The organism is Pseudomonas sp. GW822-FHT02G04, from assembly GCF_058802085.1.
Genome location: NZ_JBXANU010000002.1, coordinates 137,590 through 155,658, shown reverse-complemented (window position 1 = coordinate 155,658; position 18,069 = coordinate 137,590). Strand labels below are relative to the sequence as shown.

The following is an 18,069-nucleotide window of genomic DNA, read 5'->3' as shown; positions in this document are numbered from 1 at the left end:
TGGAGCAGCGTTTGTCCCGCGCGCGGCGGCACGAGATCGATGGTGTTGTTCTGTGGAGGGGCTGACAGCTCTAGCCGAACATCCGCATGAGTGTTATCAACTTGCGAAAGGTCAGGTCCGGGCTGCGTCGCAGGTTACGGATCAGCGCACGCAGCTTGGTCAGGCTCATCCTGGGTTTTGTAAAACTCTTGGGCATGCGCTGCCCCCACTGCGCCATTGCCTCGGGGCTTACGGGATGAATACCCGTAGGCTGTGCGGCCGTGAACACATCCCCGTCGCAGTAATGCTCGTGCTTGTCACCCCAAGGGTCTTGCCAGTAATCGAAGATCTGACTGCCCAGAATGTGTCGACCGATTCCCCATGAATGCTCCCAACCGCGCTCGCGCAGGACGCGTTGCCCCATTCCCACCGCATCGGCATCGACAACCTCATAGGCGCTATGGCTATAGGTGGCCATGAACCCTTGCGCTATCGCGAGCGTATGGTGAGCCGCGGGAACTTCACCGAGGTCGAGGCGCATGAAGGTAACGATAGGTGTGCCATCGGGGAGCACCTGCACATCGCTGGGAATAAACCCGAAATGCTTGGTGTACCAGGCACAGGTCGCCTGGTAGTCGGCCACTTCGATGACGATATGGCCGAGTCTGAGTACTTCAGGGGGAGCGATCGGCGGACGCTGCGTGGCATTGATTCGCGGTTGCTCGTGGACCAGATTCCAGGGAAGAGGCGCTCTGTGTACCAGCGTTTTACCTGGAATCTGCTCGCAAACAGCTTCCACGATGAAACCGGAAGGATCGGTCAGTCTGACGCAATACCCGCCACCCGGATGTTCCGATTTCTCGATCGCTGACGCGCCCGGGATTCGCGTCAGTTTCTGCAGATCCTTGAGCGACTGGACTGCCAGTCCGAACCCGACAAAACGTGCCTGTTCTGCACGATGGACGCGGTAGCAATATGCAGAGGGATCGGTGGCGCGCAGATAAAGCGTATCGGCGTCCTGCTGACTGACTGTCAGGCCGAAATCGGTCAAAAACCGCGCCGCCTCATTCAAGTCCGGCCGTTGAAAGATCAGGTGAGTCAGCCCCTGGGCCTTCACCGTCGGCTGCGGATGCCGGGCGGGTTGTGGTGTCGCCAACCGGTGCAATTGGTTTTTGTTGTTCATTGTTTTTGTTTTCCGGGTTTTGAGGGTAAAGCCGTCCCCGCACCCCTGAAAATCCAGGGGTGTTGTTTAGTCGGGTCGGTTAACGCGGCTCAGTCGAGAAGCGGAAGTGCCGGCAACTCTGTGGTCGCCAGCGCACGGGCCTCATCTGGCGGTATACCCAATGCTCGCAGCACCAGCTCGGCGGTGTCAGAGCCCGATTCGCGCCACGTTCTATGCCCTTCCAGCACCAGGAAAATCGAGCCGAGGACACTGCTCGATATCAGCGTCAGTACTGAGATCAATTGCCCTTGCGCAAACGTGTACCGCCCACTGGAAAGTCCGCTCAGAAGATCCGTAGTCGCCTGGCTGCTGAACATTTCGCGCAACGAAGCATTGCTCATGGCGAATTTATGGATGAACGCCCCCCAATGGGAGTCCTCATGAGCTCGACGAATGAAGAATCGAATGCCATTGGCGAGGCGCTGAGCGGGATCGGTAAGAGAGTCGAAGCTCTTGTTGACGCGCTCATGCATCTCCCTGGCGAGATGGCTGGCAACCGCCTCAAACAGGTTTTCCATGCTGTCGATGTTGCTGTAGATCGTTCCGCGCGCTACTCCTGCCTCTTGTGCGAGGTCAAGGATGTTCACCTGGGAGGTGCCTCTTTCAGCGAACAGGCGGAAGGCGGCTTGATGAATGCGGCGCTGTGTCGGATTCAGGGATTCCACGTTATCTCTCCAAAATTACCTTATGAACCAATTGAACACGCGTGTTCATTTTCAGTCAACAACGTTTTTTGAATAAAGAACGAAACCATCCAAAAAAATCATTCAACCCCATATAAAAGCGGATTAGCCGAATGATTTCTCAAGGCTCACGAAGGGATTTGGAGTTCTATTCGCCAGCTAAAATGAACACAAATGTTCAGATATCCAGCAGAAGGCCTGGCGAGTCGAGGATGACATCAGGCCTAGGGGAGCGGCTTGCCGGCGATTTTCTTGGCTCTGGCCGGTGTTACGCCCAGCGCCTTGAGAATCATCTCGGCGACCAGCAGATCGTGCTCCGCCGCCGCACGCCCCTCGACAACCGAGCGCATGGCTCCGGTCGTGCACGATACGACCAGGTCCAGGGCGACCCCTTCGTCCTCGTAAGCGAAAGTGCCCGCGCGCAGACCGTCACGCAGGTCGCCCAGCACATGGTCAGCCAGCCGCGAGCGCATGGCCTGATCGCAATGGATGATGCGCAGCAGTGCGTTAGCCCATTGATGGTCGTAGGCAGCCCGACGGACGAACATGCGCACGCCAATCGAAAGCCGCTGTGCACCGCAGTGCACGTCCGAGCTCAAGGTGGAAATGGCATCGGAGAATTCGGACGCCATGGCGATGCCAACCGCCTCGAGTACTTCGTCGCGCGTGCGAAAATAGTTGTAGATGGTGCCGTTGGATACGGCGGCCTCCGCAGCGACCTCGAGCAGTGCAATCTCCCCCACCTCCTTGCGCGCGACAAGACGCAATGCCGCGTCCACCAGGCCGCGACGGGTGCGTTCACGCTTCTTGTGGCCTCGAGTGAGAGGCTCTTGCGCAGGTACTTCTGAAGGAAAAGTGGGAGACGGCATCTTCACGCTCTTAATCGAGGGGGCTCGTTGATGGTAATGGAAACGCTATCGGCAGTGGAATCGGCGCTGGTCATCAGGATCAGGCAGTCTCGAATGAGACTGTCTGCCTCTGTGCCGGGAGCGTGGTGCATGATGATACGGTCGGGGCGAATCGCGACGAGCGTGCCTTTGGCAGCCAGCGGCAGGATGTCATGGTTCAGGTCTTCGATGAAGTCGCAACCACTGTCGAAGCGCTGACCGCTGGGTCCGATCTGCAAGAAGTGACCGCCCATTTTTATCCAGGAAAAGACTTGAGCAGCGCTCAGCAGTGACAACGGGTCAACACCGAACCCGACCAGGGTCAGGTTGTGTCCAAGCGCATCGTCGCTCAGCTGGATCCGCTGTTGCGTATTGCGAACCCAGGCCTGGGGAAACAGACTGCCACGAACCAGTTTGTCGCCACGACGATGCTGCATGAACAAACCGTTTTTGAAGATGTTCTTCGGCTTGATGTCCAGCTGTTCGAAGTACTTTCTGGAAGCGGGCGTCAACGCCAGCGTCCGCATCAGGCCGTGGATGAAGAAAGCGGCGACCTTGTTTCTCGGCATCACCAGACGGCCCATGAGTTTCGCCAGATTGATCATCGCCTGGGCATGGGGCCGGCGCTCTTCATCATAGGTATCGAGTATTGAAGGCGCGGCTTGGCCGTGAAGGACCCAAGCCAGTTTCCAGGCAAGGTTGGCGCCATCTCGAAGCCCCGCGACGAGACCTTGCCCGACAAAAGGCGGGGTGATGTGGGCGGCATCCCCGGCGAGGAAGACCCGCCCCTTGCTGAATCGGTTGCAGCAGCGCGCGTGGAATCGATACACCGCCTTGCGCTCGACCTCCAGCTCCTGCGGATTGATCCATGGCGCGATCAGCCGGGCTATGCTTTCCGGACTTTCCAACTCTTCCCGGGATTCGCCCGGGTGCAGCATGAACTCCCAACGCTCCCTCCCGCCGGGAGCGGGCATGTGCGGCGTTGGGCGCTGTGGATCACAGAGAAACTCAACATGATCAATCGCTGACTGATGCCGGTTCCTGGTATCGACAATCAGCCAATCCTCTGCATAGGTTTGCCCTTCGAACTCCTGGCCAATCAAGCCCCTGACCCTGGAGCTGGCACCATCCGCACCGATCAGGTATCGGGCGCGAACGGAATGCATCTGGCCATCCTGGTCCCGTACGGAGGCGACGACCCCCTCCGACTCCTCGACCAGATTCTCAAGCTCGAATCCACCCAGGCTGGTCACCGACTTCAGCCGGGAGACCTGGTTGCGCATCGCATGTTCAAGGTCGGGTTGATAGAACGTCACCAGTTTGGGATGGCCGTCGATGCACCCCGCGGTATTGGCCCGACTGAATTGACCGAGGACCGGGGAATGCATCTTCACTTCAGGGATAACGATCTTCTCGAAAGCGTCTTCCGACAATCCGGCCAGTTGCAGGATGCGAAGCGCCTCGTTGTCCAGAGCAATGGCGCGGGGCATCAGCAAGACCTCATGGGTCTTGTCCAATACCAGTGTCTTTACACCATAGCGGCCGAGCAGCGCCGCGATGGTCGCCCCTACCGGACCGTTACCGACGACCAACACATCGACATCGGTGGGAGGCAATTCGGAACCTTTCTTGTTGTTGTTCATCTCGAGCCCTTGTTGTGATTGAAGTCGTGAGACACGCAGGTCTCATCGTCAGGCAAGGTGAAGGTATGTAAAATTGAAAGATATTTCAATATTGAAATTTTTGTCATTAATCTTCCAGAGCCAGTTTCCGACCGATGAAGCTTGGCTTCTGAGCCGATCAGCGTTGTTATTGGAGTGACCACGTGCCATGCCTCACGGCGCATCACTCTGTTTCAGTCTTCAGGAATCCAACGTGGCACGTCCGCAGCCCCATCCGAACCCGGTCCAGCTCTGCTTCGTCGAGTTCGAACTCGACGAAGCCAACGCCTGCTTGTCACGTAGTGGAGAAGCCGTGGCGTTGGCCCCAACGCCCTTCATGCTGCTTTGCGCGCTTGCACGCCAACCGGGATCGCTGGTGACCAAGGATGCTTTGCTGGATGAAGTGTGGGGACATCGGTTTGTCAGCGATTCAGTGTTGAAGACGGCCATCAGTGATCTGCGCAAGGTGCTGGGCGACGACCCCAGGCAGCCCCGCTTCATCGAGACGGTGTCACGGCGCGGCTATCGGTTCATCGCCGGGCCATCCCCTGCCCCTTCGATACCGTCTGCATCCACGACGGTGCCGGCGGACGACGCGTATCCGGCGCCGCCATTCATTGGTCGCACCGACAAACTCTCAAGACTGCAACGGGCATGGGAGCGGGCTTGCGGCGGGCAGCGGGCGGTGGTTTGGCTTGCCGGAGAACCGGGGATTGGCAAGACCACGTTGATCGAGCATTTCCTCGCGAGCCTAGGCGGCATCGCCTGTGCCCGCGGCCACTGCGTGGAGCACTACGGCACCGGCGAACCGTACCTGCCGGTGCTGGAGGCGTTGGCCGACCTGTGCCGCAGCGACCCTGACATGCCGACACTACTGCGCGCCGTGGCGCCGACCTGGCTGCTGCAACTCCCGTGGCTGAGCACAGCGCAAGAGCGAGATGCGTTGCGGCGCGAGCTTGCCGGCATCGGTCCGGATCGCATGCTGCGGGAAATGGGCGAACTATTGGACCGCTACACGGAGCAGCGACCGCTGTTGCTGGTGACCGAAGACCTGCACTGGAGCGATCGGGCAACGGTCCAGCTCATCGACTATGTGGCGCGGCGACGTGGCCGCGCGCGGCTTATGTGGCTGTCGAGCTTCCGCGTCGCCGAGGTGGTAGCGCTCGAACATCCGCTTAACTCATTGCGCCACGAACTGCGCCAACAACGTCTGTGCGAGGAAGTGGTGCTCGATCCGTTCTCGGAAACCGAAGTCGCTGACTATGTCGCGCTACGTTCGACGTCGCTGGCGCGCGATGAATCCTTCGTGCGTGCCCTGCACGAGCGCACCGACGGTGTACCGCTGTTCGTGTCGTCAGTCATCAGTGAAGTGATGGACCCTGCGGACGACGACGCCACCATCGAAGCCCGGCTGGCGGGAATGGCGGTTCCCGAAAACCTCGCGGCCATCATTGATCACTACATCGCCAAGCTCGGGCAGGAGCAGCGTGCGCTGCTCTCGGCGGCAGCGGTATGCGGAGTCGAGTTTCGAGTCGAGACGGTTTCGCTGGCCCTCGAGCGCGACCTCGCTTGCGTGGCCGACACCTGCGAGGAACTGGTGCGCGAGCAGGTGTGGCTCACGCGGTCGCGGGTCGCCGAACCTGAAGAGACGCTGGAGCTACCCTACTCGTTCCGGCATGCCCTCTTCCGCCAGGTACTGTACGACCGCACGCCGCGCTCATTGCGCACTCACCTTCATCACCAGGTTGGCGCTGCGCTCGAACATGAGCGCATGGCCGGCGTGCCAGTCGCTGCCTCGGAACTGGCGACACACTTCGACCGGGCCCGGCAGCCGATGATCGCGCTGCGCTACTACGCCGAAGCCGCGGAAGCCGCGCTGCTGCACTTCAGCCCGGCCTTGTGCATCGGTCTCACCGAGCGCGCGCTGGCCCTGCTGCGGCGGGCACCAGAAGGGATAGAGCGCGATACGCTCGAAATTACCTTGGCGACACTGCAGGGCGTATCGGCTTTCCATACGCTCGGTGTCGGCAACGAAGCCAGGAACGCGTTCGAACGCGCGTACGCGCGGCTAGCGCAGGTACCCGAGCATCCGATGCGCGGGCGCCTGCTGCACGGCTTCGGCTATCTGCTCGGTCTGCGCGGCGACTATGCGCTGGCGCTGGCGGTAGCGGAACGCGCCGAAACCCTCTCGTGCGAGGCGAATGATTCAACACTCATGCTGGTGGCATGCATCGTACAGGGCGAGGTGCATCATCTTCAGGGGCGCACGCAAGCGACCCGCCATTGGCTGGAGCGCGCGCTCGCAATCGCCGAGCCGCTGGACATCGGGGCGAACGAGATTTTTGCGGCCGATCCTCAGGTCATGCTGCACGGTATGTTGGCCATAGAACTCGTGCGTTCCGGTCTTGTTGTGCAAGGCCAGGACCACATGCAGCGGGCGCGGACCCGCGCACAGGCGCTTCGCCAGCCCATGACCTGGCTGGTCGCCACCTGGCAAGAGGTGTTGATCGAGGTGCGGATGGGCAACCCTGTGCGTGTGGCAGCGTTGGCTAACGACATGCAGGCGCTGGTCGACGAGTATTCGCTGGCACTGGGGCGCACGGCTTGCCGCTGGTGGCGCGGCTGGGCCGAGGCGCGCAATGGCGCTCCGCGTGACGGCTACCGCAGCATCCGCGAGGCCTACGACGAACACACCGGACTCGGCATGCGCTCCGGAGCCAGCGAAGTGCTCGGCTACGCCGCCGAGGCGCTGCTGCTGGCGGGTGATTTCGACGCTGCGCAAGTCGAGCTACAGGAAGCACTACGAGTGGGGGAAGAACTGGGCGAGCGCGTGTACCTGCCGCAACTGTTGTTGCTAGAAGCAGCGATTGCGCGGATGCAGGGCCGGCTCGATGCCGGCAACACCGCAGCGCGGCGGGCGATTGAGGACGCGCGCGCCCAGGCTGCACCGTGGCTGGAGTTGCTCGCGCTGGTCGAGTTGTGCGAGCACCACGACGCGGCTACCGAGGACCGCCAGGCCCTGGCGGCGCTGGTTGAGCAATTGCCCGAAACCGAAGGAACCCAGCTGGTGAAACGTGCGCGCTCGCTGCTTCAGGCTGCAAAGCCCGTGAATTAAAGACGCAAAACCTGTGTGCGAGCCTCTGTGGCGAGGGGGCTTGCCCCCGTTGGGGCGCGAAGCGCACCCGAATCCAGTCACCGCGATTTTGAGTTAGAAAGCGGCGACCGGTTTTACGACTGCTTCGCAGTCGAACGGGGGCAAGCCCCCTCGCCACAGAGGCAAGCTCCCACAAGAGCTGCAGTGTTCCCGACCGAAGTACGACCTTTCGCTTACGACTCGACCAGGGGGGACGGCCTACGCTGTCGTCGAACTTTCTGATCCCCTGGTCTGCAATGAGCCTGAACCCTGAATCCAAGTACCCGAACCGCCTCTCGTATGTCGTGAAGCTGCGTAGCGACGCCATGCCCGGGGCGCTCGCGGGCCGCCTCGAAAACCTGGTCACCGGGCGTCAAAGCGAGTTTTCGTCCGCCGAAGCGTTGCTGGAGTCGATTGACTCCGACCTCGCGTCAGCGACCGGCGAGCACGCAGCAGATGCCGACAGCGAGTGACGTCTCCAACCTGAATCAACGCTCGACATGGCGACCGAACAGCGACGCTTCGCTGACGACTCCGCGCACACCGGGCCCTACGCTGATGCCACCTCGAATCTACACGAGTCCCATGCGATGCCGCGACTTCCAGCTTCCTTTCCACTGTCCCTCCACACCGGTCGGACGACCTTGCAACGGACCGTGCGCCCGGCTGGGCTAGCCGTTGCGGCCGCCCTTGCCACTTCGATCGCCTTTGCCCTGGCCGGTTGCTCCACGCCAGTCGTCAAGCCGTCGGTCGACCTGCCGAGCAACTACGCCGCGAGCACGGCTTCCGAGATGGAACCCGAGGCGGCGTGGTGGGAGGTCTACCACGACCCGATGCTGACAGATCTGGTGCGCCGGGCAGCGCGCGAGAACCGCGACGTCAAAATTGCCGCCGAGCGTCTGCGCGCCGCGCGTGCCGGCGAAACGGTCAGCCGTTCCTGGCTGTTCCCGAGCGTTGGCGCATCCGCCTCCGGCAGCGATCGCAGCAGCGGCTACAACTCGGCCACGAAACAGGGTTATCCGGATACCAAGACCACCAGTGTGGGCCTGGATGTCTCGTGGGAGCTCGACCTGAGCGGGCGTCTGCGCGCTGGTGCAGCAGCGGCCGACGCCGATGCGCTGGCTGCGGAGCACAGCATGCGCGGCGTGCGCCTGCTGGTGATGAGTGACGTCGTCAGCAACTACTTCACACTGGTCGGCGCGCAGCGCCAGGTCGCGACGCTGCGCGCCATCTCGGCGATGCAGGACGAGACGTTGCGTCTGGTCACCGCGCGTCAGCAGGTGGGGCTGGCATCCGCCTTCGACGTCGAGCGCGCGCAGACCGACGCCTTGTCGGCGCGGGCGCAGATTCCGCCGCTGGAAACGCTGGCGGCTGTATCGCGCCATCGTATCGCGGTGTTGATCGCCGATCAGTCCTTCAATACCGCGAACATCCAGCCCTCGAACGGCGATGCGGCGGTGCCCGAGGCCAAGCCGGGCCAGCCGGCCGAACTGCTGCAACGCCGACCTGACGTGCTGGCGCTGATGGCGCAGCTCGACGCGGCCAATGCGCGCCGCCAGCAGGCTGCGGCCGAGTGGTTCCCGCGGCTCTTCCTCGGCGCGTCCTTCGGCCAACAGGGCCTGACCCTGAACGGCGCGGATCTCGGCGCTGCGCGCTTCACTAACGTGGCGGGCCTGCTGGCGATGCCGATCTTCAACGCCGGGCGCACGCAAGCGATCAACGAGGCTGCCGAAAGTGCTCAACAAGAGGCAGTGCTGCGTGCCGAAGACGGCATCGTAAAAGCGCTCGAAGATGTGGAGAACGCCCTCGTCACGCTCGCGCAGGAGCGGCGCCGCGCCGGGTCGCTGCAATTGGCCGCCGCATCTGCGGAGTCTGCGCAGAACCGCGCCCAGTCGCTCTATAACCGCGGGCAGATCGACCTGTTGCCGCTACTGGATTCGCAGCGGGCGCGCCTGGCGGCCCGCTTGAACTCCAACGAAAGCAACACCCGCCTGCTGATCGATAGCGTCCAGCTCTACAAGGCACTGGGCGGGGGCTGGCAAGTGTTCGAACAACCCTCCAATCCAACCGCATCCGCCAAAGCCGACCGGCCACCACTTTCCTAAGAATCTGTCGTTTTCCAAAGAGGAACCGTCTTGAAGAATTCCCTTACTGCGGCCGGCGCCCTGGCCGTAGCCGTCATGCTGTCCGCGTGCAGCCCGGACCAACCCATCGTGCAGGCACCACGACCGGTTCGCACCGTTGAAATAAGCTACGACAATGCCCGTGACATCAGTCGCTACGTGGGTACCGTACAGTCGCGACATGAAGCCGACCAAGCCTTCCGCGTGGGCGGCAAGGTCGCCCAGCGCAAGGTCGATGTCGGTCAGTTTGTGCGCGAAGGCGACATCCTGGCTGTGCTGGATGACAGCGACTACCGCCTCGCCGAGGACGCGTCGCGACAACAATGGACGGTTGCCGTCGAGCAGACACGCCAGGCCGATTCGGACCGCCAGCGCCTGACTGCGCTGAAGGCTGACGGCTCGGTCAGTGCGGCCGATGATGAACGCGCGCAGACCAATGCCCAGACCGCGCATGCGACCGCCGAGGCCGAGGCGCGAAAGCTCGAACTCGCGCGCAACCGACTCAAGTACACCGTGCTGCGCGCCTCGCGTAGCGGTGTCGTCACAGCTGTGCGCTTTGAGGCGGGACAGGTCGTGGCGGAGGGTCAACCGGTCGTCTCGGTTGCGAATCCGGATGAATCCGAGATCGTCATCGATGTGCCCGAGGATCAGCTGTCGGTCTTCAAGGAGGCGCGTTTCAAGGCTTCGCTGGCCAGTGCGCCGAACGAAGTCTTCGATGTCACCCTACGTGAACTGTCGCCGCAGGCTGCAGCGCAGACGCGCACCTATCGCGCGCGGCTCAAGCCGGTGCAGGCGCTGCCGCTGGGCGCCACTGCCACGGTTACCGCCGAGCGGATGATGACAAACGTCTCTGTGGCGGCGGTGCCAGCCACGGCACTGACACAAATCGGCGGCCAGCCCGCACTGTGGGTGGTCACACCCGCGGGCAAGGGGCCGGCAGGTATCGTCGAACTGGTGCAGGTGTCAGTGTGGGGCTACCGCAATGACGAGGTGCTCGTCTCCGGGCCGCAGGCCGGCGCACTGGTCGTCACCGCCGGAGTGCAGAAGATGGCATCCGGACTGAAAGTCGCGCTTCCCGGCGCGTCGATCGTTGACGCGAACACCACGCAGCAGGCCGCCCGATGAACAACTTCAACCTCACCGACTGGGCGCTGCGCCACCGCGCCATCGTCCTGTTCATGCTCATCCTCGTCGCGCTGGCCGGTGCCTTCAGCTTCACCCGGCTCGGTCAGCTCGAGGATCCGAATTTCTCCGTGCCCTCCATGACCACCATGGTCATCTGGCCGGGCGCCACCGCCCAGCAGATGCAGGACCAGGTCCTCAACCGCATGGAGAAGAAATTCGAGCAGATCGACAACTTCGAGAAGGTCGTCACCTACGCGCGGCAAGGCTACGCGGGCATGACACTCACCGTGCGCGGCGGCACCTCCAAGGCTGACCAGCGCGAGGCCTGGTACCAGGCGCGCAAGAAACTCAACGACCTGAGCCGCGAGCTGCCTGACGGTGTGATCGGGCCGATCGTAAACGACGAGTACGGCGACGTGTATGGCCTGATGTACGCGGTCAAGGGCGATGGCGTCGGCCACGCCGACCTGTCGGACGCGGCCGAAGACATCAAGCGCCAGATGCTGAAGGTGCCGATGGTCAAGAAGATCGATCTCATCGGCAAGCAGGCCAAGCGTGTCTACGTCGAGTTCTCGCACGAGCGCCTGGCAGCGCTGGGCATTACTCCGCTGGCCATCGCCGAAAGCCTCAAGAGCCAGAACGCCCTGTTGCCCGCGGGCCAGATCGACACCCATGGCGACCGCGTCATGGTGCGCGTGAGCGGCCAATTCGCCAGTGAAGAGGCTATCCGCAACGTACCCATCACCGCGGGCAGCCGATTGATCAAGCTCGGCGACATTGCGACCGTTACCCGTGGCTTCGAGGATCCGCCCACCTACACGGTACACCACAACGGTCAGCCGGTGCTGATGCTCGGCATTACGATGACCAGCGACGGCAACATCGTCGACCTTGGCAAGGCGATGGACACGGCAGTCGCCAAGATCCAGTCCGAACTTCCACACGGCGTGGAGCTGGAGCTGGTGGCCGACCAGCCCACCACGGTGAAGGACGCCATCCTGGACTTCGGTCATGCGCTGGCCGAGGCGCTGATCATCGTGATCGCGGTGAGCCTGGCCAGCCTGGGCTGGCGCGCCGGCCTCGTGGTCGCGACCACGGTGCCGCTGGTACTGGGCGGCGTGGCGCTGGTGATGCTGGCGATGGGCTGGAACCTCGAGCGTATCTCACTCGGCTCGCTGATTATCGCGTTGGGGCTGCTGGTGGATGACGCCATCATCGCCATCGAGATGATGGTGGCGAAAATGGAAACCGGCATGGATCGCGTGAAGGCGGCCGCCTTCTCCTATCAGTCCACCGCCATGCCGCGCCTGACCGGCGCACTCATCACCGTCGTGGGCTTCCTGCCGATCGGCCTCTCGAAATCCACCACCCGCGAGTACGCGGGAGGAATTTTCTGGATCGTCGGTGCCGCGGTGCTGTTCTCGTGGATCTGCTCCGGCATCTTCACACCGTACTTGGCAGTGAAGATGCTGCCCAACGACTTGGGCAAGCACCAGCATGGTGACCTGTACGACACGAAGTTCTACCGTACCCTGCGCCGCCTGATCGACGCCGCCATCAAGCGCCGCTGGGTGGTCATCGGTGCAACGTTTGGCGCTCTGGTGCTGGCTCTGGCCTGTATCAAGCTAGTGCCGCAGCAATTCTTCCCTAACAGTTCGCGTCCTGAACTGGTCATTGACCTGCGCGTCAAGGAAGGCTCCTCGTTCGCCGCGACGACCGAGCAGGTCAAGCACATGGAAGAGATCCTGGCGAAGGACGAAGACGTGCGTTTCTATACTGCCTACACCGGCGCCGGCGCACCGCGCTTCTATCTCTCGCTCAACCCCGAGTTGCCGAATCCTGGATTTGCCCAGTTCGTTGTGATGACCAAGGACCTGGATGCACGCGAGCGGGTACGAGCGCGGCTGGTGACCTCGGCCGACCAACAATTCCCGCAGGCGTGGGTGCGCGTGACCCGGCTCGAGTTGGGGCCGCCTGTCGGCTACCCGGTGCAGTTCCGCGTCGTCGGCCCTGATACCCAAATGGTGCGCCAGATCGCCCGCGACGTGGAGAAGGTGGTGGCGTCCAACCCGAAGGTGCGTGACCTCCAGCTCGACTGGAACGACCCGGTGCGCACGCTGAAAGTGCAGCTTGATCAGGACAAGGCGAGCGCGCTGGGCCTCACGCCGGCCGACGTGTCGCTGGCGACCCAGACCGTGATGAACGGCGCAACCCTGTCGCAGCTGCGTGAGCACGAGGACCTGATCGACATCGTGGCCCGCGCCGTGCCTGAGGAGCGCTTGAGCCTCGACACACTCAAAGACATCAACCTCTACACGCGCCAGGGCACGGTGGTGCCACTGTCACAAGTCGCACAGGTGCGCTCTGAACTGGAAGAGCCAGTGCTGTGGCGCCGCAACCGCGACATGGCGATCACGGTGCGTGCCGACGTGAAGGATGGCGAGCAAGGTGTATCGGTGACGCAGGAGATCCAGCCGTTGCTCAAGGAGATCGAAGCGAAACTGCCGTCGGGCTACCGCATCGACGTGGGTGGCGCGGTGGAAGAAAGCGACAAGGCCAACAAGGCGCTGCTGGCGGTGGCCCCGCTGATGATGATCAGCATCCTGCTGCTGCTTATGCTGCAACTGCAGAACTTCTCTCGCATGTGGATGGTGGTGCTGACCGCGCCGCTGGGCTTGATCGGTGTGGTGCCGGCGCTGCTGGTGTTCCAGTCGCCGCTGGGCTTCGTCGCGATTCTGGGCATCATCGCACTGGGTGGCATGATCATGCGCAACTCGGTGATCCTGATCGACCAGGTGCAAACCGAGATCGCCGAAGGGCGCGACCCGTGGAATGCCGTGCTGGATGCCGCCATTCACCGGGCCCGTCCGGTGATGCTGACGGCGTTGGCCACCGTGCTTGCAATGATTCCGCTGACGCGCAGTGTGTTCTGGGGACCAATGGCAATTGCGATCATGGGCGGCCTTACCGTGGCGACGCTACTGACGATCTTCTTCGTCCCGGCGTTGTATGCCGCATGGTTCAAGGTGAGTCGCCAGACGGCCGCAGACACCCGACAGGAACTGGGGGATGCCGCGCTCGCTTCTGAGTGACGAGTGCCCCGCCCATGTGATGGGTAGCATTGCGATCTTGATCGACCGCTCTGCTACCCATCGAACGCCTGCATTCAATAACAAAACTGAACGCTCACCCTCTGCTCAATAGCGTCAGGCGGCGCCAGGGACATTTGTTCCCATGCCCGCCGGCAGGAACGGTCGGATTTCGTCGATTTCCGCAGCGCTAAGGCGCAACTCCAGGGCTGCAATCAGCCCGTCTACTTGTGCGCGATGGCGGGCTCCGACAATGGCGCCCGTCACGACCGGTTTGCGAAGTACCCAGGCGATGGCGACCGCCGCGGCGCTCACCCCGTGCCTTTCTCCAATGCGAGCCATGACGTCAACCAATGCCAGGTTCGCACTCAAACGGGGCTCCTGGAAGTCAGCACTTCGGGCCTTGCGCCAATCGTCTTCGGGCAGTTGCGAAATGCGTTCGCGCGTCATGCTGCCGGAAAGTAGCCCTGATTGAAGCGTGGAATAGGCAAGAACACCCATCCCGGCCTGCCCACAGAATGGCAGAACGTCCTTCTCGATGTCCCGCATCAAGGCCGAGTACGGCGGCTGGAGCGATACGATCTCTGTCACTGCCTGCGTCCGCTTGAGTTGAGCGACATCGAAATTCGATACACCGATCGCGCGAATCTTTCCTTGATCGCGCGCGGCCGCCAACGCCGAAAGCGCCATTTCAATACCTTCACTGCTGGCGTCGGCAGGAAAAGCAGGCCAGTGGATCTGATAAAGATCGATGGTCTCGACTTGAAGCCGGCGCAAGCTTGCGTCGATCTCGGCAAGCAAGGATTGAGGGGCCAGTGAATGCGAAATCTTCTTCGTGACCGGGTCCCAGACCAAACTGCCTTTGGTGAACACCAAAGGACGCCGTGAGGCCGGCACCCGCCGCAGCAATTGCCCCACTAGTTGCTCCGCATGGCCCAAGCCATAAACCGCAGCGGTATCAATCCAGTTAACGCCGCGTTCGACGGCATATTCAAGTGCGCCCAGGCTGTCCTTGTCATCCTGCGCTCCCCAACTGTACTCCCAGCCGGTGCCGGCGATTGCCCATGTCCCCAGGCCAATAGGCGAAATCAGAAAATCCGACGATCCAAGACGATTGTTTTGCATAGCGACCTCTCCACCAATGATGGAGGAAGTATCCGGCAGAGGTCTCATGACGATAAGATAGGTAATCGTATTTGAACTACTGAGCAACATTCATGAGTTATCACCCCGATCTCTCTGAACTCGACGCCTTTGCCGCCGTCGCTCGCCATCGCAGCTTTCGCAAGGCCGCCGACGAGCGTGGTGTTTCGGCTTCCGCGTTGAGTCATGCGATGCGAGCGTTGGAAGCACGTTTAGGCATCAGGCTGCTGAACCGAACCACTCGTAGCGTGACCCCGACCGAGGCCGGCCAGCAACTATTGGCGACGCTGGTCCCGAGTCTGCACCAGGTTAACGATGCATTGGCGCAATTGACCTCGATGCAGGAAGTGCCCGCTGGCAAACTTCGCCTCAACGTGGCGCGCCCGGCGGCTCGCATCGTGTTTGCGAAAGTGCTCGCACCCTTCTTGGCCAGGTATCCACGTATTCAGTTGGACCTGATCACCGATGATGGATTGACCGATATCGTGAATGAGGGTTTTGACGCTGGAGTTCGCTTTGGTGAAAGCCTGGCCGGTGACATGATCGCAGTCCCCGTCGGCGCACCTCAATCGTTCGTGACCGTTGCTGCGGATGCTTATCTGGCCGCGAAGGGAACCGCGCACGTCCCCCGCGACTTGCTCGACCATGCGTGCATTGCCAGGCGTTTTCCCAGTGGCAAACTTTACGCTTGGGAGTATCAAGCCGACGGTCAACCGATACGATTGTCCGTCACCAGCCCGCTGATTCTGGAGGACGATGCACTGATGATCCAGGCGGCGAAAGATGGCGCTGGTATTGCCTATGTCTACGAGGAGCTGGCGCGCGACGATATCCGGAACGGGCATCTCAGAGAAATACTCCAGGAATGGAAAGCACCGCCAAGCCGATTCTTTCTTTATTATTCCAGCCGGCGCCATGTGCCACCGGCCTTGAAAGCGCTCATCGATTTTATCAAAGCGGGCCGAGCTCGCGAGGCTGCGTAGCCGTCGTCAAATCAGAACCTGGAACCCACGATTTTTTTCAACAAACGGAGTCACCTACATGGAAGTCATCAATCAGTTGCAGCCCGCAGAGTGTGCAGACATGGAAGATATCCGACGCGAAATCGACACCCTTGATCAGGCCGTTATCAAGCTGCTGGGCAAGCGTTTTCACTACGTGCTGGCCGCCTCGAAGTTCAAGACCTCGGTGACTTCGGTGCGCGCTCCGGAGCGTTTCAAGGCCATGCTGGCAACACGACGCGAATGGGCCGAAGCCGAGGGCCTGAGCCCGGATGCCATCGAAAAGATGTACAGCGACCTGGTGAACCACTTCATTGCCGAAGAGATGAAACACTGGGCGGCTCATCAATCCGAAGCCTGACGCTAGTGTCCTGACTGTCCGCCAAGGTCTATTTTGGTCAGCCATGACAGGCTGCGATCGGCCTGGAGCGGACAGTTGTTCCACTGCACAATTATCCAAGTAGTTTTACCCGCAAGGGGAACGACCTTATGAAGCCCGTCAGAATTCGTACCCTGCAAAGTACCGATGCTGATGCGTTGCTGACGTTCGAGCTGGACAATCGCGAATGGTTCGAGCGCCACATTGACGCGCGCGGTTCTGCTTTTTACTCGGTGCAGGGCGTCACCGACCACATTGCCGCTTATTTAGCTGATTTTGCTGCCGGAACCTGGCACCCATTCGTCATCGAAGATGACGGCGGAAACATAGTGGGTCGGGCGAACCTCAAAGGCATTGACATGTCCGAGCGGTCGGCAGAAGTCGGCTATCGGATTGCCCAAAGCGCTTGCGGACAGGGACTGGCAACGCTGGCGGTGAGGCATCTGATCCAGGAGGCGCAGTTACATTGGAACCTCAAACAACTGGTTGCCACCGTATACGCTGGAAATATCGGCTCGGCAAAAGTACTCAAACGGTGTGGCTTCTTGATCGAACATGCGTCTCGGCAAGAAGGGACACGGAAAGAAGGGCCAGGGCACGAATGTCGGTTTGGTCTTTCGATTTAGAGCGTCATTGCGAGGAAGCAGAACGAGTTCGCCTGCCCCCACATCGAGGGTGGCAGTACATCATCTCGGGCGTGCAGCATCCACACTTTGGCCGGCTGCTGACACGCATGACAACGCCAGCACAGATGTCCAGGGTTCAGACCGCACTGGCCCCCATCATGAGCAATTGATCGACAGCGCGCGACCGACCGTTTGTCGGCCGCGCGGCTGTGAACGCGACGGGTAGAAACGGCCAAGCGCGACCTTTCAGGTAATGTGGGAGATGGCCTGAAAAAGCTGTGGGCTCGGAAGGCAACAAACGGTGGCCGCAACGGTCCAACGCGCGCCTGGACACCGGGTGCGAGCTACCAGAAACATCACCTGCCGACCGCCACTACCTCTGGGAGAACCAATTGTCAGCTGTCTTTTTGCGTCAAGTTTTCCGGTTATCGGTACTGCTCTTTTCCGTTGGCACTTCGTTTTCTGTTTACGCCTGCCCAAAAGGGCAGTACGAAGTCTGCGTGGTCACTTGTTTTTGTGCTCCGGGCTCCAAAGAGGAGACCGGGTCGATTTTTGAGAACATGAGCCAAATAGCTTCCTCTGGATTACAGAGTTGGATCGTGCAATCGCGCGACACCGCGGCAACTGGCGATATTCGGACAATCCCGCTGAATATCCGAGCCCAGCTCGAACCCTACTATGACATTCAAGTGCTTGATTCGGCTCGCTACAAGGTAGGCGATGATGAGGAGCTGAACGCCGCAAACACCATGCTGCAGAATCCCGATGTCACTGCAGTCACCCTGATAGACATCATCGTCTTTCGCAGTCCCGATGATGCACTTAACAATGTCGCGCTGTGGGCGCATGAATTGAAGCACGTGCAGCAGTACCAGCAGTGGGGGGTTCGGGAGTTTTCCACTCGCTATACTCGTGATTACACAGCCGTCGAGGCGCCTGCTTACGAGATTCAAGCCAAGGTAGCCAGAGCGCTAAGAGCCAGCGTGGCCCAGTCAGAACCTCCTCGACATCCTTGATG

At 61.2% G+C, this 18,069-nt stretch carries 14 protein-coding genes; 9 read left to right on the top strand and 5 right to left on the bottom strand.

The window, feature by feature from the left end; genetic code table 11:
- Positions 1 to 70: 70 nt before the first annotated feature.
- The 4 genes from AC1RO5_RS03120 to mhpA form a co-directional block, all read right to left on the bottom strand.
- Positions 71 to 1,162: a VOC family protein gene (locus AC1RO5_RS03120; RefSeq protein ID WP_493172637.1), complete on the bottom strand. Its 1,092-nt coding sequence runs from the start codon at positions 1,160 to 1,162 to the stop codon at positions 71 to 73.
- An 89-nt stretch (positions 1,163 to 1,251) separates the two neighbouring features.
- Positions 1,252 to 1,866 (bottom strand): TetR/AcrR family transcriptional regulator, encoded by a 615-nt coding sequence (locus tag AC1RO5_RS03115; RefSeq protein WP_493172635.1) that lies wholly within the window; start codon positions 1,864 to 1,866, stop codon positions 1,252 to 1,254.
- A gap of 242 nt (positions 1,867 to 2,108) precedes the next feature.
- Positions 2,109 to 2,753 (bottom strand): TetR/AcrR family transcriptional regulator, encoded by a 645-nt coding sequence (locus AC1RO5_RS03110; protein ID WP_493172633.1) that lies wholly within the window; start codon positions 2,751 to 2,753, stop codon positions 2,109 to 2,111.
- A 2-nt stretch (positions 2,754 to 2,755) separates the two neighbouring features.
- Positions 2,756 to 4,414: a bifunctional 3-(3-hydroxy-phenyl)propionate/3-hydroxycinnamic acid hydroxylase MhpA gene (gene mhpA, locus AC1RO5_RS03105; protein ID WP_493172631.1), complete on the bottom strand. Its 1,659-nt coding sequence runs from the start codon at positions 4,412 to 4,414 to the stop codon at positions 2,756 to 2,758.
- Between the two features lie 232 nt (positions 4,415 to 4,646).
- Here mhpA and AC1RO5_RS03100 point away from each other — a divergent pair, with 232 nt between their 5' ends.
- From AC1RO5_RS03100 to AC1RO5_RS03080, 5 genes are all read left to right on the top strand, one after another.
- On the top strand, positions 4,647 to 7,547 hold the full coding sequence (locus tag AC1RO5_RS03100) for an AAA family ATPase (RefSeq protein ID WP_493172629.1): 2,901 nt from the start codon (positions 4,647 to 4,649) through the stop codon (positions 7,545 to 7,547).
- Between the two features lie 275 nt (positions 7,548 to 7,822).
- A complete protein-coding gene (locus AC1RO5_RS03095; RefSeq protein WP_493172627.1) occupies positions 7,823 to 8,038 on the top strand; it encodes a hypothetical protein in 216 nt (71 codons plus the stop codon).
- Positions 8,039 to 8,155: 117 nt separating this feature from the next.
- Entirely contained in the window at positions 8,156 to 9,670 is a 1,515-nt protein-coding gene (locus tag AC1RO5_RS03090; protein ID WP_493173206.1) for an efflux transporter outer membrane subunit, read from the top strand.
- Positions 9,671 to 9,700: 30 nt separating this feature from the next.
- Positions 9,701 to 10,813, top strand: coding sequence for an efflux RND transporter periplasmic adaptor subunit (locus AC1RO5_RS03085; protein WP_493172625.1), 1,113 nt, complete (start codon positions 9,701 to 9,703; stop codon positions 10,811 to 10,813).
- Positions 10,810 to 13,905: an efflux RND transporter permease subunit gene (locus AC1RO5_RS03080; protein WP_493172623.1), complete on the top strand. Its 3,096-nt coding sequence runs from the start codon at positions 10,810 to 10,812 to the stop codon at positions 13,903 to 13,905. The genes AC1RO5_RS03085 and AC1RO5_RS03080 overlap by 4 nt, the downstream gene beginning before the upstream one ends.
- A gap of 114 nt (positions 13,906 to 14,019) precedes the next feature.
- Here the strand turns inward: AC1RO5_RS03080 and AC1RO5_RS03075 are convergent, their stop codons facing one another.
- Positions 14,020 to 15,027, bottom strand: a complete 1,008-nt coding sequence (locus AC1RO5_RS03075; RefSeq protein ID WP_493172621.1) for an aldo/keto reductase — start codon at positions 15,025 to 15,027, stop codon at positions 14,020 to 14,022.
- Positions 15,028 to 15,119: 92 nt separating this feature from the next.
- Between AC1RO5_RS03075 and AC1RO5_RS03070 the strand changes: the two genes are divergently transcribed.
- The 4 genes from AC1RO5_RS03070 (at position 15,120) to AC1RO5_RS03055 (ending at position 18,067) form a co-directional block, all read left to right on the top strand.
- Complete coding sequence (locus AC1RO5_RS03070) at positions 15,120 to 16,028, top strand: LysR family transcriptional regulator (protein WP_493172619.1); 909 nt, start codon at positions 15,120 to 15,122, stop codon at positions 16,026 to 16,028.
- Between the two features lie 58 nt (positions 16,029 to 16,086).
- Positions 16,087 to 16,407: an isochorismate lyase gene (locus AC1RO5_RS03065; RefSeq protein ID WP_493172618.1), complete on the top strand. Its 321-nt coding sequence runs from the start codon at positions 16,087 to 16,089 to the stop codon at positions 16,405 to 16,407.
- A 128-nt stretch (positions 16,408 to 16,535) separates the two neighbouring features.
- Positions 16,536 to 17,051, top strand: a complete 516-nt coding sequence (locus AC1RO5_RS03060; RefSeq protein ID WP_493172617.1) for a GNAT family N-acetyltransferase — start codon at positions 16,536 to 16,538, stop codon at positions 17,049 to 17,051.
- A 392-nt stretch (positions 17,052 to 17,443) separates the two neighbouring features.
- Positions 17,444 to 18,067, top strand: a complete 624-nt coding sequence (locus AC1RO5_RS03055; RefSeq protein ID WP_349746511.1) for an eCIS core domain-containing protein — start codon at positions 17,444 to 17,446, stop codon at positions 18,065 to 18,067.
- Positions 18,068 to 18,069: the final 2 nt, after the last annotated feature.

What these genes read in the sequence shown, in the direction of transcription:
- AC1RO5_RS03080 (WP_493172623.1), top strand. Translation starts at nt 10,810, where the DNA reads ATGAACAACTTCAACCTCACCGACTGGGCGCTGCGCCACCGCGCCATC.
- AC1RO5_RS03090 (WP_493173206.1), top strand. Translation starts at nt 8,156, where the DNA reads ATGCCGCGACTTCCAGCTTCCTTTCCACTGTCCCTCCACACCGGTCGG.
- mhpA (WP_493172631.1), bottom strand. Translation starts at nt 4,414, where the DNA reads ATGAACAACAACAAGAAAGGTTCCGAATTGCCTCCCACCGATGTCGAT.
- AC1RO5_RS03070 (WP_493172619.1), top strand. Translation starts at nt 15,120, where the DNA reads ATGAGTTATCACCCCGATCTCTCTGAACTCGACGCCTTTGCCGCCGTC.
- AC1RO5_RS03060 (WP_493172617.1), top strand. Translation starts at nt 16,536, where the DNA reads ATGAAGCCCGTCAGAATTCGTACCCTGCAAAGTACCGATGCTGATGCG.
- AC1RO5_RS03120 (WP_493172637.1), bottom strand. Translation starts at nt 1,162, where the DNA reads ATGAACAACAAAAACCAATTGCACCGGTTGGCGACACCACAACCCGCC.
- AC1RO5_RS03075 (WP_493172621.1), bottom strand. Translation starts at nt 15,027, where the DNA reads ATGCAAAACAATCGTCTTGGATCGTCGGATTTTCTGATTTCGCCTATT.
- AC1RO5_RS03065 (WP_493172618.1), top strand. Translation starts at nt 16,087, where the DNA reads ATGGAAGTCATCAATCAGTTGCAGCCCGCAGAGTGTGCAGACATGGAA.
- AC1RO5_RS03095 (WP_493172627.1), top strand. Translation starts at nt 7,823, where the DNA reads ATGAGCCTGAACCCTGAATCCAAGTACCCGAACCGCCTCTCGTATGTC.
- AC1RO5_RS03110 (WP_493172633.1), bottom strand. Translation starts at nt 2,753, where the DNA reads ATGCCGTCTCCCACTTTTCCTTCAGAAGTACCTGCGCAAGAGCCTCTC.